The organism is Microbacterium sp. (assembly GCF_036566905.1).
In the GTDB taxonomy this organism is placed as follows: domain Bacteria; phylum Actinomycetota; class Actinomycetes; order Actinomycetales; family Microbacteriaceae; genus Microbacterium.
On the sequence record NZ_DATCVK010000030.1, the window covers coordinates 17,113 to 30,621 of the forward strand.

Genomic DNA, 13,509 nt, shown 5'->3' on the forward strand with positions numbered 1-13,509 from the left:
ATCCCGACTCAATCGGGTCGTGGTGGTCCCTGTCCGTGTCCGCGTCGATGCCCTCACGGGCAGACGCGGACCCGGCGTCCCTCGAACGCGACGATGTCGCCGAGCTGCAGCTGCCGTCCGCGGCGGCGGTCGACTTCGCCGTTCACGAGCACATAGCCGTCGATGATCGCCTCTTTGACGTTTCCACCGGAGTCGAGGAGTCCGGCGAATTTGACGAACTGCCCGAGGCGAATCGCACCACCGCCGATCGAGACATCTTCGATCGGCGGCTGGTTGGTCACCCCCGAATGCTAGCCGAACAGGTGCCGGCCTCTTTGCAGGAGGTCGGCCTACTCCGGCGCGTACTTGAAGGACAGCTGGACGCGGGAACGGAACAGCAGCGTCCCGTCATCGCCGACGACGACGTCCTGCTTCGTCACTTCGGCGACGCGAAGATCGTGCAGTGATCCCGCGGCGGTTGTGATGGCCTCTCGGGCAGCCTCCTCCCAGGACGAGGCACTCGTGCCGATGACGTCGATCACTCGGTACACGCTCATCTTGAACCCCTCATCGCTCGATGCCGACGAACCCATACTGATCGCGCTTGCGCTCGGATGGAAGGGCTGCACGTTCGGCATCGCAGCGGGCGGCTCCTGAGTCTTCTCTGGTCCTTGACTGCGCGGCGCCCCCCGCTACTGTGATCCCTCATGGGATACCAGACAGTTCTCGAAGGCACCGCATGAAAGCGATCGTCGCGGCTGATCGATCCGCCGAAGCAGCCGGCATCACCCTGACGGAGGCGCCCGTGCCGACGCCCGCGATCAACGACGTCGTGGTGGAGGTCTACGCGTCGGGCTTCGTCCCGGCCGAGTGGGAGTGGCCTTCGACCTGGGTCGATCGCGCGGGCCACGACCGGGCGCAGGCGATCATCGGACACGAGTTCGCCGGGTTGGTCACCGCCCTCGGCTACGGCACGACGGGTCTGTCACTGGGTCAGCGGGTGTTCGGGATCACCGACTGGCACCGCGACGGCACCCTCGCCGAGTACGTGGCCGTGGAGGCCCGCAATCTTGCGCCGCTGCCGGGAGACGTCGACTTCACCGTGGGCGGGAGCCTGCCGATCTCGGGCCTCACCGCGTGGCAGGGCCTCTTCCAGCATGGCCGGCTGCAGTCGGGGCAGACCGTTCTCGCGCACGGCGCCGCGGGGGCGGTCGGCTCGATCGTCACGCAGCTGGCCCGCGAGTTCGGGGCATATGTGATCGGTACCGGACGGGCGAAGAACCGGCAGGCGGCGCTCGACTTCGGCGCGCACGAGTTCCTCGACCTCGACAGTGACAGCATCGAGGACATCGGCGGCGTCGACCTGGTCTTCGATGTGCTCGGCGGTGCCGTCCAGGAACGTTCCGCGCGCATCATCCGGCCCGGCGGCACGCTGGTGTCGGTCGTCGGCCCCGTGGAAGCGCGTCCGGTCGACGGCCTCGCCATCGACTTCGTCGTCGAGTCCGTCCCCGACCAGCTGACGCAGATCGTGCAGCGCATCCGCGACGGACGCCTCCGCTCGAACATCGGAACCGTCGCGAACCTCGACGACGCGGTCGCCGCGCTCAACCCCACCGCGCGGCGCACCGGCAAGACCGTCATCCGCGTCCGTCCCTGACGGCCGCCCCGGTCCGCGCCCTCGCATTCCGGCCCGCGTCGGGCGCGGGCTCGACCGCTCCTCCGCTACAGGCGCTCGATCACCGTGGCGTTGGCCATCCCGCCGCCCTCGCACATCGTCTGCAGGCCGTAGCGGCCACCGGTCGCCTCGAGGTACGACACGAGGGTGCCGAGCAGGCGGGTGCCCGACGCCCCGACGGCGTGGCCGAGGGCGATCGCGCCACCCCAGGGGTTGAGCTTCGCGGGGTCGGCGCCCACCTCGCGCAGCCACGCGAGCGGCACCGACGCGAACGCCTCGTTCACCTCGTACGCGTCGAGGTCGTCGATCGCCAGGCCGCTGCGCTCGAGGATGCGCTTCGTCGCCGGAATCGGTCCGGTCAGCATCATCATCGGGTCGTCGCCGACCACCGCGAACGAGTGGAAGCGCGCCCGCGGCGTCAGGCCCAGCGCAGCCGCCTTCTCCTCGCTCATGATGAGGACAGCGGATGCCGCATCCGTGAGCGGCGACGAATTGCCCGCAGTGATGAGCCAGTCGAGGTCGGGGAACCGCGCAGCGAGCGCGTCGGTGCGGAACGCGGACTTCAGCCCGGCGAGCGAGTCCACCGTCGTACCCGCGCGCACGGTCTCGTCGAACGCCACCGCGTCGGCGGCGCCGGCCAGCACCGGGATCACCTGTGAGTCGAATGCACCGCGGGTCCAGGCATCGGCCGCCCGCCGATGCGATTCGGCCGAGAACGCGTCGAGCTCCTCGCGGCTGAAACCCCACCGCTGCGCGATGAGCTCCGCCGACACGCCCTGGTTCACGAGGCCGTCGGGATAGCGACGGGCGACGCCCTGCGACACCGTGCCGCCGTGGGCCGACGAGCCCAGCGGCACGCGGCTCATCGACTCGACGCCCGCAGCGATCACGATGTCGTACGCGCCGGCGATCACGCCCTGCGCCGCGAAATGCGCCGCCTGCTGGCTCGATCCGCACTGACGGTCGATCGTGACGGCGGGCACCGTCTCGTCGAAGCCGGCGGCGAGCACGGCCTGCCGCGCGATGTTGAGGGACTGGTCGCCGATCTGACTGACGCATCCCATCAGCACGTCGTCGACCTGGCGCGACTCCAGCCCGCTGCGCTCGAGCAGCGCCGTGAGCGCCCCGGCGACGAGGTCGACCGGATGCACGGCGCTCAGCGCGCCCCCGGGCTTGCCGCGCCCGGACGGGGTGCGGACGACGTCGACGATGACGGCCTGTGGCATGGAGACCTCCTGCTCAAGAGCCTAGGACGGCCCCGGATGCCGCGGGCCGCGGCATCCGTTCATCAACCGCAGGTCGCGGCATCCGGGATCAGCCGCGCGTCTCGGGCGTGGCGTAGGTGCTGCGCTGCTCGATGACGGCGAGCGTGCACCGCGAGATGCACACGAGCTTGCCGGCCTCGTCGACGATGCGGATCTCCCACACGTGCACACGGCGGCCGATGTTCACCGGAGTCACGGTCGCCGTCACCCAGCCCGACGAGATCGGGCGGATGTGGTTCGCGTTGATCTCCTGCCCGACGACGTGGAACCGCTCGCGATCCACCGCGAGGTAGCCGGCCCACGAGGCCAGCGTCTCGGCGAGCGCGACCGATGCCCCGCCGTGGAGCACGCCCGCGGGCTGGACGGTGCGGTGGTCCACCGGCATGCGTCCGACCAGTGCGTCGTCGCGGATCTCGACGATCTCGATGCCGAGGTTCTCGATGAGCGTCCCCGTTGCCATCGCTCCGAGATCGACGGCGTCGGCACCGTGCCAGAGGCTCATCGGGTCACCCCGCTGCCTCTTCTTCGCGCTCGGCGGCGGCGAGGGTCGCGGCATCCGGAACATAGCCTTCGATGTGGCGCTCGTCGGGACCGTTGTACTCCGACAGCGGGCGGATGAGCGCGTTCGAGGCGAGCTGCTCCATGATGTGCGCGGTCCAGCCGGTGACGCGGGCAGCGACGAAGAGCGGGGTGAAGGTGAGCGTGTCGAATCCCATGAGGCTGTACGCCGGGCCCGACGGGTAGTCGAGGTTCGGGTAGATGCCCTTGCGCGCGACGAACTCCGACTCGAGGGTGTCGTAGAGCGCGGCGACGTCGGGCCGGTCGTAGTGCTCGACGAGGGTGTCGAGCGCCGCCTTCATCGTCGGCACGCGCGAGTCCCCGCGCTTGTAGACGCGGTGGCCGAAGCCCATGATCTTGCGCTTCTGCGCGAGGGCCTCGTCGAGCCACGGTCCGACGTTCTCGGCGGTGCCGATCTCGTCGAAGATGTGCAGCACGGCCTCGTTGGCGCCGCCGTGCAGCGGTCCCTTGAGGGCGCCGATGGCGCCGACGACCGCCGAGTAGAGGTCGCTGAGCGTCGAGGCGATCACGCGGCCGGTGAACGTCGAGGCGTTGAAGGAGTGCTCGGCGTACAGGATCATCGAGCGGTTGAAGGCGTCGACGACGACCTCGTCGGCCTCCTCGCCGAACGTCATCCACAGGAAGTTGGCGGCGTAGTCGAGGTCGTCGCGCGGCGCGAGCGGCTGCTGGCCGCGCCGGCGGCGCTGGCCGTAGGCGACGATCGCCGGGAGCACGGCGAACAGACGGACGCTGCGCGCCAGGTTCTCCTCCGCGCTGCCGCTCACGTCGAGCACCGAGCCGGTGCCGGCGAGGTCGCGGGCGCCGATGAGACTCACGGCCGTGCGCACCTCGTCCATGGGGTGCGCGTCGATCGGCACGAGGTCGATCGCGGCACGCACATCGGCCGGGAGGTGGCGGTACGCACGCTCGGTGGCGCGCAGCTGCGCCAGCTGTACGTCGGTCGGCAGGTCGCCGTGCCACAGCAGGTAGGCGACGGCCTCGAACGACTGCGTGGCCGCCAGCTCCTGCACCGGGTAGCCGCGGTACAGCAGCGAGTTCGTGTCGGGGTTGACCTTCGAGACCGCCGTGTAGTCGACGACGACGCCGGCGAGCCCCTTCTTGATGTCGGGTTCGGTCATGCTCTGCTCCTTTGCTCAGCCATCGGTCGTTGAGCGAGCGAAGCGAGTCGAAACGCGTTTCGTCTCGTCGCTGCGCTCCTCGCTCAACGACCGGAGGTGTCGATCTGGAAGTTGAAGACGTCCTGGTCGAAGTGGTTGTACTGCTCGTAGTCGATGAGGTCGTAGAGATCGGCCCGGTGCTGCATCTCACCCAGCTTCGCGGTGAGGTGTCCGTCTTCGATGAGCGTATCGAGTGCACGGGATGCCGCGCCCATCGCGATGCGCAGCAGCGACACCGGCCAGATGACGATGTTCACCCCGACGTCCCGCAGCTGGTCGACCGAGAACAGGTCGGACTTGCCGAACTCCGTCATGTTGGCGAGGATCGGCACGTCGACGGCGGCCCGGATCGCGGCGAACTCGTCGAGCGATCGCATCGCCTCGGGGAAGATCGCGTCGGCCCCGGCATCCACCAGTGCCTTCGCACGATCGATGGCGGCATCCATCCCCTCCACCGCGCGGATGTCGGTGCGCGCCATGATCAGGAAGTTCGGGTCGCGGCGCGCGTCGGCGGCCGCGCGGATGCGCTTGATCGCGGTGTCCTGATCGACGACGGCCTTGCCGTCGAGATGGCCGCAGCGCTTCGGGTTGATCTGATCCTCGATGTGCGTGCCGGCGATGCCGGCGTCCTCGAGCGTCTGGATCGTGCGCGCCACGTTCATCGGCTCGCCGAACCCGGTGTCGGCGTCGATGATGGCCGGCAGGTCGGTCATGCGGGCGATCTGCTGGCCGCGGGCGGCCACCTCGGTGAGCGTCGTCAGGCCGATGTCGGGCAGGCCGAGGTCGGCACTGAGCACCGCGCCCGAGATGTAGACGCCCTCGAACCCCTTGCGCTCGATGAGCCGGGCGCTGAGCGGGTTGAACGCGCCCGGGAAGCGCAGCAGCCCGCCGCTCGCGAGCCGCTCGCGGAACAGCCGCCGCTTCTCGTGCGCCGGGACGGTGGAGTAGAGCATCAGTCATCCCCCCCTCAGCGGTGCACAACTCAGGCGGACCGGTGACGAGAACGCGGCGCGCACGCCGACGCGCGGCGGATTGCCTGAGTTGTGCGCAACGCTGCCTGCCGACCACCGCATCAGAACAGGCCCTTCGGCGCCGGTGCACCCGCGAGCACGCCGAAGTCGGCGACGATCGTCAGCTGCTGCACCTCGGCGGCCGTCAGCTCGGGAAGCCGCTGGGCGAGGTCGAGGAAGCGCTCGATCTCGTCGGCCGCGAGCACCGGCGCCGCCAGCAGCCGGAATTTGCGCACGTAGTCCTCGCGGGCGAACGGCCGGGCGCCGAGCGGGTGGGCGTCGGCGACGGCGATCTCGTCCTCGATCGTCTCGCCGCCCGTGAGCCGGATCTCGACGCGGCCGCCGAACGCCTTCTCGTTCGGGTCCTCCGAGTGGTAGCGGCGCGTCCACTCGGGGTCTTCGGCCGTGGTGATCTTGTGCCAGAGCTCGACGGTGTCGGCGCGGCCCGCACGCTCGGGGGCGTACGAGTCGACGTGGTGCCAGCCGCCGTCCTGCAGAGCGACCGCGAAGATGTACGGGATCGAGTGGTCGAGCGTCTCGCGCGACGCCGTCGGGTCGTACTTCTGCGGGTCGTTCGCCCCCGAGCCGATCACGTAGTGCGTGTGGTGCGAGGTGTGCAGCACGATCGCCTCGATGTTCGCCGGGTCCCGCAGCTCGGGGTGCTCGCCGTGGAGCTTGCGGGCGAGGTCGATCCACGCCTGAGCCTGGTACTCGGCCGAGTGCTCCTTCGTGTAGGAGTCCAGGATGCCGCGCTTGGACTCGCCGGCACCGGGCAGCGGCACCTCGTAGGTGGCGTCGGGTCCGTCGAGCAGCCACGCGATGACGCCGTCCTCGCCCTCGTAGATCGGGCTGGGCGAGGTCTCGCCGCGCATCGCGCGGTCGACGGCCTCGATCGCCATCTTGCCGGCGAACGCGGGGGCGTGCGCCTTCCACGTCGAGATCTCGCCCTTGCGCGACTGCCGCGTCGCGGTGGTGGTGTGCAGGGCCTGGCCGACCGCCTGGTAGATGGTCTCGACGTCGAGGCCGAGCAGCGTGCCGATGCCGGCCGCGGCCGACGGGCCGAGGTGCGCCACGTGGTCGATCTTGTGCTTGTGCAGGCTGATCGCGCGCACCAGGTCGATCTGGATCTCGTAGCCCGTCGCGAGTCCGCGCACGAGCGCGGCGCCGTCGGCGCCCACGTGCTGCGCCACGGCGACGATCGGCGGGATGTTGTCGCCCGGGTGCGAGTACTCGGCCGCGAGGAACGTGTCGTGGTAGTCCAGCTCGCGCACGGCGACGCCGTTGGCCCACGCCGCCCATTCGGGGCTGGTCTTGCGGTCGAGCGCGCACCCGAACACGGTGGCGCCGGTGCCGCCGACCGACACGGCGTGGTCGAGGGCCTGCTGGCGAGCGGCGCTCACGGGTGCACGGGTGAGGGATGCTGCCGCCACCGCCGCGTTGTCGATGACGCGGTTGATGATCATGTCGACCACGTCCTCGTCGACCGCCACGGGGTCGGCGGCGACTTCGGCGATGTGCCAGGCGAGCTGACCTTCGCGGACGAGGTTCTCGTCGCTGCGGTGGACGCGGAGGTGGTGGATGACGGTCATGAGGGCCTTTCAGATCGAACGCGGAGTCGAGGTGTTCGTGAGCGCTGCGGCGCGGAGCGACTCGAGGATGCTGTGGAGGGCGTTGTGGAGGTGCACGTGCGTCGCGTGGGCCGCGAGATCCGCGTCGCGCGCGGCGATCGCGGCGGCGATCAGCCGGTGCTCGGCCACGGATGCCGCCAGCCGCGCGGGGTTGTCGCGTGCTAGTCGCCGCACCCGCACGAGGTGCGTGCGCACCGTGCGCAGGGCTGCGGTGAGGTAGTCGTTGGCGACGGCGGAGTCGAGCGCGAGGTCGAAGCGCTCGATGAGCGCGTAATAGGCGTCGGTGCCATCCGTGGCGGGCGAGGTGGGGGCTGGTGCGTCGGCGCCCGCGAGGTCGACCTCGGCGAAGTCGCGGGCGAGGTCGGCGAACGCGGCGGCATCGCCGCGCTCGGCGGCGAGGCGGGCGGCGGACTCCTCGAGTGCACGCCGCACCTCGAAGATCTCGCGGATGTCGCCGGCGTCGATCGCCGTCACGACGGTCACGCGCGGCGACTGCTGCGCGACGAGTCCGTCGGCCGCGAGGCGGCCGAGCGCTTCGCGCAGCGGGGTGCGGCTGACGCCGAGACGGGCGGCCTGCTCCACCTCGCCGAGCACGGCGCCGGGGCGCAGGATGCCGGACTGGATCTCGTCGAGGAGCGTCGCGTATGCGCGATCACTGGCACGCATCCGCATCACCTCCTCGTTCGACACCTCGGCCAGTGTATACATAAACTGGGTTGAACGCACTTGTGGCGGCTGTGGCTGCCGGCAAGGTATACAACGTCGATGTCGCCGTGAGGATAGCGTGAGGAATATTCAGGAATTTGTGAAATCGGCGTAGCGTCAGCGCCATGTCCACGATCATCCGCACCAGCGGTCTCACGAAGCACTACGGCCGCGTGCACGCCCTCGACGGGCTCGACCTCACGGTCGACGAGGGTCAGGTCCACGGCTTCCTCGGCCCCAACGGCGCCGGCAAGTCCACCACGATCCGAGTGCTGCTCGGACTCGCGCGCAAGACCGGAGGCGAGGCATCCGTCTTCGGTCTTCACCCCTGGCGCGACGCGGTCGCGATCCACCGACGAGTCGCATACATCCCCGGGGACGTGAGCGTGTGGCCCAATCTGTCCGGGGGCGAGTCGATCGACCTGCTCGCGCGTCTGCGCGGCGCCGCGCGCCATGACAAGGCCTACGTCAGCGAGAAGGCCCGCCTCATGGAGGCGTTCCAGTTCGACCCGCGCAAGAAGGGCCGCGCCTACTCCAAGGGCAACCGTCAGAAGGTGGCACTGATCGCGGCGTTCGCCGTGCCGGCCGACCTGTACATCCTCGACGAGCCGACGAGCGGACTCGACCCGCTCATGGACGTGATGTTCCGACGCGAGGTCGCCCGCGTCCACGCCGCCGGTGCGACGGTGCTGCTGTCGAGCCACATCCTGTCGGAGGTCGAGCAGCTGTGCGATCGCGTATCGATCATCCGCGCCGGACGGATCGTCGAGAGCGGGACCCTCGCCGACATGCGTCACCTCACCCGCACCGAGGTCTCCTACGAGGGGACGGATGCCGCACCCGTCGCAGCGCTCGCCGCGGCGCACGACGCCCTTGTCGAGGACGGCCGCGTCCGTTTCACGGTCGACAGCGATCAGGTCACCGGCGTGCTCCCCGAACTCTCGCGCCTCGGCGTCGCCGGGCTGCGCGTGGCGCCGCCCTCACTCGAGGAGCTCTTCCTGCGCCACTACGGCGACGACCTCGCTGCACTGGAGGGGAACGGACGATGAGCCGCCTCACCACGCTGCTCGCGCAGCGGCTTCGGCGGGACTGGCTGCAGCTGACGCTGTGGATCGGCGGCACGATGGCGCTCGCTCTCGCGGGCCTCTCCGGCGCCGCGAGCACCTACGGCACGGAGCAGGAGCGCACGGCGCTGCTGGCCACCGTCATGGCCAACCCGGTGATCCTCCTGTTCCGCGGGCTGCCGTCCGGCCCGGACGAGCAGGCCTTCATCGTCTTCCTCCTCATGCCGTTCTTCGTGATGATGGCTGCCTTCATGAGCTCGTTCCTCGCCGTGCGGCACACGCGCGGCGACGAGGAGGCGGGACGCCTCGAACTCGTCGCGGCGACGACCGCGGGAAGGAGCGTGCCGACGGTCGCGACGATCGTCCACGGCGTGCTCGCGAACCTCGTGCTCGGTGTCCTCGTCGCCGCCGCCTTCCTCAGCGGCGGGTCACCCGCCGAGGGGTCGTGGCTCGCCGGGTTCACCGCCGCATGCGGCGGGCTGACGTACCTGGGCATCGCGCTCTTCTCGGCGCAGCTCATGCGCACGTCGCGCGGCGCGAACTCGCTCGCGGTGTGGGCGCTCGTGGTCACCTTCTTCATCGCCGGTATCGGCAACGCCGTCGGCACCCCCAGCGACGACCTCACCCATATGGAGAGTTCGTGGCTGACATGGCTCTCGCCGTTCGGATGGGCCGAGAACACTCGCGCCTTCGACGAGAACCTCTGGTGGCCCGCATTCCTGTGCCTCGGCGCGTTCGTCGTGTTCGCCGGAGCAGCGCTCGCCCTCCAGGCCGTGCGCGACCTCGGCGCGAGCATCGTCCCAGAGCGCCGGGGCCGCACTGACGCTCGCCCGGCGCTGTCATCGCCGACGGCGCTCGTCGCGAAGCTTGCCACCGGATCGACGATCGGGTGGATGGCGGGCGCGTTCTTCGCCGGCGCGCTCTCGACATCGCTCGGGGCCGTCGTGAACGAGATGGGCGCCGACAACCCCGCCGTCGCCGACATGCTCAAGGCGCTCTCGGCCGAAGCCGACCTCGAACAGGCGGTCGTCGTCGTGTTCTTCACCATGGTGGGGCTCCTCGCAGCCTGCGCCGGCGTGCAGACGGTCGCCCGCGCCCGGCAGGAGGAGGCGCACGGCACCGCAGAACCTGTCCTCGCCTCCCCCGTGCGCAGGGTGAGGTGGCTTGCCGACTTCGTGATCATGGGGTTCATCGCCATCGTCCTGACGTGCGCTGCCGCGTTCGTCGGGGCATGGGCCGGTGCCACGGGCAACGAGAACGGCGCCGACCTGACCGGCGACGCGTTCGTCGCCGCGTGGGGTCAGGTCATCGCGGCATCCGTGTTCCTCGTCCTGACGGCGCTTGTGTTCACGATCGCCCCCCGATGGACCATCCCGCTCGGCTGGACACTCGTCACCGCCGCGATCGTGTTCGGGCTCTTCGGGCCGCTCCTCGGGCTCCCCGACTGGGTGACGAACCTGTCGCCGTTCTCTGTCGCGCCCGTGCCGAGCGGAAGCGAGGTGGATCTGCGCGGGATGTGGTGGCTGGTGCTCGCCGTGGGCGCCGTGGGGGCCGCATCCCTCGTGCTCATGCGACGCCGTGAACTGGCGTCCGACGGATAGGACCGACGTGACGGTGGACCACCCGGGCGTCGACGCCGCCGAACAGGCGGCGGCGATGCTGACCAGCGCCGGCATGGCGCGCATGCCCGCACGCGTGATGATGGCCCTCGTCGGCTCGCCCGACGAGGGCTACACCGCGGCCGAGCTCGGCGACCGCCTCGGGGTGTCGGCGGCGGCGGTGTCGGGCGCGGTGCGGTACCTGGTGTCGATGCGCCTGATCCAGCGACTGTCGCGGCCCGGCGACCGGCGCGACCGCTACGACCTCACCGACGACGCCTGGTCGGGGATGATCACGGCGAACGCGCCGCTGTACTCCGCACTCGCGGCCCACATCGACCGGATCGCCGACGCCAACGACACGGCACCGGCATCCGTTGCGAGGGCGCGCGACGTCGCCGACTTCCTGAGGTACCTCGCGGAACGGATGCCGCACCTCGCGGCGGACTGGCGGGCCGAGCGCTCCTCGGGCGCACGGTAGCCTTGCCCGAGTGACTGACGCGCCCCGCTACATCGTTGCCACCGACGGAGCCTGCAAGGGCAACCCCGGGCCGACCGGCTGGGCGTGGGTCGGCGAGGACGGCCACTGGGCCGCCGGTGCGATCCCGGTCGGCACGAACAACGTCGGCGAGTTGATGGGTCTCCTCAAGGCGATCGAGGACCACGCCGACGTCGAGAACCTCGTGGTGCAGGCCGATTCGAAGTACGCGATCGACACCTACACGAAGTGGATGGACGCCCACCGGCGCCGGGGCTGGAAGACCTCGACCGGTGCGCCGACGAAGAACGTCGACATCCTCGAGCAACTGATCGTCGCCCGCGACGCGCGGCGGGCGTCGGGCATGCCCGACGTCGTGCTCGAGCACGTCCGCGGGCACTCCGGCCACGTGCTCAACGCGTGGGCCGACGAGCGCGCCGTCCGAGCCTCGGAGCATGCGGCGAAGGGCACCGCGAGCGCGTGGTCGTCGCTCGGCGCGCAGGACCGCATCGACGTCTCGACGCGCCCCAAGAACGGCCGCTGAGCCTCAGAGCTGCGCCCGGTACTCCTGCCAGGCCTCGCCGAGCCGCCGCACGCCCTCCTGCAGCAGCGCTTCCGGCGCGGTGTAGGGCACGCGGATGTGATCGTCATAGGTGATGGATGCCGTGAACTCGGTGCCGCCCGCCACCGCGACCCCGCGCATCGAGGCCATGCGCGAGAGCGCGGTCGCCGAGCCCACGGGCAGCCGCGCCCAGACCGCCAGGCCGCCGCGCGGCGGCGTCACCTGCCAGTCGGGAAGGTGCTCAGCCATCGCCGCGAGCAGCTGGGCCGACGCCACCGCGTGCGTCTCGCCGACGGAGCGGCGCAGCGCCCGGGCCTCGTCGACGAGATCGAGCGCGAGCAGCTGGGCGGGGACGCTGGTCGACTGGTCTACGAGCTGGCGCAGGGCGCGGAGGCGTCGCACCAGCACGGGATCGGCGCGCAGCCATCCGATCCGCAGCCCCGACCAGCACCACTTCGACAGCGAGTCGGCGACGATGATCGGGGCGTCCGGGCGCAGGGCGGCGAGCGTCGGCGGCACCACCCCGTCGAACGAGACGTGCGCGAGCACCCGGTCCTCGAGCACCGGCACGCCGTACTCCGCCGACAGGTCGGCGATCCGCTGACGCTCTGCCGGCGGCAGGCGCGTGCCCGTCGGGTTGTGGTGGTGCGGGTTCACGGCGACAAGTACCGGGCGCAGCGCAACGATCGCCGCCTCGAGCTCGTCGACGTCGATGCCGTCGGGACCGATCGTCACCCCGTGCACGCGGCCGCCGCGGCGGCGCACCGAGTCGGCGAGCCCTGGCCACGTGACCGACTCGGTGAGCACGACGTCGCCCGGTGAGACGAGCTCGTCCACCACGAGACTGATCGCCTGCTGGGCTCCGTGCGTCACCAGGATCTGAGCCGCCGTCGCCGGAGTCCCCTCCTCCTCGAGCAGCGCGGCCAGGCGCGCACGGAGGATCGGCAGCCCTGCGGGGTCGGTCTCGGCAAGTGTCACCGGATCGAGGGTCGGAGCGTGCGCGCGCACGATGTCGAGCGCCAGCGGCGGCATCGCCGGCACGGCGCGCAGCAGGTCGATGCCCGACGGCAGCGCGGAGAACAGCCCTTCGCCGCGAGCCGTCCGTTCCCGGACCGGGAGCGCCGCACCGACGTGACCGGCGACCCGGGTGCCACTCCCCTGCCGCCGCTCGACGAGCTCGTCTTCGCTCAGCAGCGCGTAGGCCGCGACGACGGTGCCGCGCGAGACCGAGATCGCGCTCGCCAGCGCGCGCTCGGCCGGAAGCCGGTCGCCGGGACGCAGCTCGCCGCCGTCGACGAGCGCGGCGATCGCCTGCGCGAGCTGCACGGTGAGCGTGCCGTCGCCGTGCGCCCACCGGCCGAGGCGGCCCGCCAGCCGGGAGGCTTCGACACTGCCGCCGAGTGCCACCCGGTGGTCCACCAGCCGCTCATTGGCCCTGTGAACAGTCGTCATAGCACCGCATTCTGGTCCAATGTTCACGTCAGACGCCACCGTTTCCGCCACGCTCGGGCCAGTTGCACCCGATTGGACCATTCACGAGCTCATCGCGTGGATCGCCGAGGACGACGCTCGCTCCCACGACGAGACGCTCCGGCCCGTGCTCTCGGCCGTCCTCGCCCACCTCACGCCGGACGCCTCGCTGGCGCTGACCCCGCGGTCGCCGGTGGCGCTCGTGCGCGCGCTCGCGTCCCACCTCCGCGCCACGCCGGCCCTGCGCGGCGTCGCACTCCGCGACGTCGCACTCCGCGAGGTCGCCGATGACGCGATCAGCGCCGGGGCGACACCGGTCACGGCGGCCACCACCGACCG

At 70.9% G+C, this 13,509-nt stretch carries 15 protein-coding genes; 6 read left to right on the forward strand and 9 right to left on the reverse strand.

Annotated features, from left to right (window positions below; translation table 11 throughout):
- Positions 1-53: 53 nt before the first annotated feature.
- Both VIP82_RS03135 and VIP82_RS03140 read right to left on the reverse strand, forming a co-directional pair.
- Positions 54-281, reverse strand: coding sequence for an RNA-binding S4 domain-containing protein (locus tag VIP82_RS03135; RefSeq protein WP_331905829.1), 228 nt, complete (start codon positions 279-281; stop codon positions 54-56).
- 48 nt (positions 282-329) lie between these two features.
- Entirely contained in the window at positions 330-536 is a 207-nt protein-coding gene (locus VIP82_RS03140) for a dodecin family protein (protein ID WP_331905830.1), read from the reverse strand.
- Between the two features lie 182 nt (positions 537-718).
- Here VIP82_RS03140 and VIP82_RS03145 point away from each other — a divergent pair, with 182 nt between their 5' ends.
- A complete protein-coding gene (locus tag VIP82_RS03145; protein WP_331905831.1) occupies positions 719-1,636 on the forward strand; it encodes an NADP-dependent oxidoreductase in 918 nt (305 codons plus the stop codon).
- Positions 1,637-1,701: 65 nt separating this feature from the next.
- Here VIP82_RS03145 and VIP82_RS03150 read toward each other — a convergent pair whose 3' ends face one another.
- The 6 genes from VIP82_RS03150 to VIP82_RS03175 all read right to left on the reverse strand — a co-directional run bounded on the left by VIP82_RS03150 (position 1,702) and on the right by VIP82_RS03175 (position 7,959).
- Positions 1,702-2,880, reverse strand: coding sequence for a thiolase family protein (locus tag VIP82_RS03150; protein ID WP_331905832.1), 1,179 nt, complete (start codon positions 2,878-2,880; stop codon positions 1,702-1,704).
- 88 nt (positions 2,881-2,968) lie between these two features.
- The gene (locus tag VIP82_RS03155) at positions 2,969-3,421 is read right to left on the reverse strand and encodes a hotdog fold thioesterase (RefSeq protein WP_331905833.1); all 453 of its coding nucleotides are present in this window, start codon (positions 3,419-3,421) and stop codon (positions 2,969-2,971) included.
- A 4-nt stretch (positions 3,422-3,425) separates the two neighbouring features.
- Complete coding sequence (locus tag VIP82_RS03160; protein WP_331905834.1) at positions 3,426-4,616, reverse strand: bifunctional 2-methylcitrate synthase/citrate synthase; 1,191 nt, start codon at positions 4,614-4,616, stop codon at positions 3,426-3,428.
- Positions 4,617-4,699: 83 nt separating this feature from the next.
- Positions 4,700-5,608, reverse strand: coding sequence for a methylisocitrate lyase (gene prpB / locus VIP82_RS03165; RefSeq protein WP_331905835.1), 909 nt, complete (start codon positions 5,606-5,608; stop codon positions 4,700-4,702).
- Positions 5,609-5,727: 119 nt separating this feature from the next.
- The gene (locus VIP82_RS03170; protein WP_331905836.1) at positions 5,728-7,254 is read right to left on the reverse strand and encodes an MmgE/PrpD family protein; all 1,527 of its coding nucleotides are present in this window, start codon (positions 7,252-7,254) and stop codon (positions 5,728-5,730) included.
- Between the two features lie 9 nt (positions 7,255-7,263).
- Entirely contained in the window at positions 7,264-7,959 is a 696-nt protein-coding gene (locus VIP82_RS03175) for a GntR family transcriptional regulator (RefSeq protein ID WP_331905844.1), read from the reverse strand.
- A 164-nt stretch (positions 7,960-8,123) separates the two neighbouring features.
- Here VIP82_RS03175 and VIP82_RS03180 point away from each other — a divergent pair, with 164 nt between their 5' ends.
- The 4 genes from VIP82_RS03180 to VIP82_RS03195 are packed head-to-tail and all read left to right on the forward strand — an operon-like array spanning position 8,124 to position 11,682.
- Entirely contained in the window at positions 8,124-9,047 is a 924-nt protein-coding gene (locus VIP82_RS03180; RefSeq protein ID WP_331905837.1) for an ABC transporter ATP-binding protein, read from the forward strand.
- Positions 9,044-10,663: an ABC transporter permease gene (locus VIP82_RS03185; RefSeq protein WP_331905838.1), complete on the forward strand. Its 1,620-nt coding sequence runs from the start codon at positions 9,044-9,046 to the stop codon at positions 10,661-10,663. The genes VIP82_RS03180 and VIP82_RS03185 overlap by 4 nt, the downstream gene beginning before the upstream one ends.
- Positions 10,664-10,670: 7 nt before the next feature.
- Positions 10,671-11,141, forward strand: a complete 471-nt coding sequence (locus tag VIP82_RS03190; protein ID WP_331905839.1) for a GbsR/MarR family transcriptional regulator — start codon at positions 10,671-10,673, stop codon at positions 11,139-11,141.
- A 10-nt stretch (positions 11,142-11,151) separates the two neighbouring features.
- Positions 11,152-11,682: a ribonuclease H family protein gene (locus tag VIP82_RS03195; RefSeq protein ID WP_331905840.1), complete on the forward strand. Its 531-nt coding sequence runs from the start codon at positions 11,152-11,154 to the stop codon at positions 11,680-11,682.
- Between the two features lie 3 nt (positions 11,683-11,685).
- Here the strand turns inward: VIP82_RS03195 and VIP82_RS03200 are convergent, their stop codons facing one another.
- Entirely contained in the window at positions 11,686-13,152 is a 1,467-nt protein-coding gene (locus tag VIP82_RS03200; protein WP_331905841.1) for an aminotransferase-like domain-containing protein, read from the reverse strand.
- Positions 13,153-13,171: 19 nt separating this feature from the next.
- On the opposite strand from VIP82_RS03200, the gene VIP82_RS03205 reads away from it, so the two are divergent.
- Positions 13,172-13,509: hypothetical protein (locus tag VIP82_RS03205; protein ID WP_331905842.1), on the forward strand; the 338-nt coding region annotated here is incomplete at its 3' end.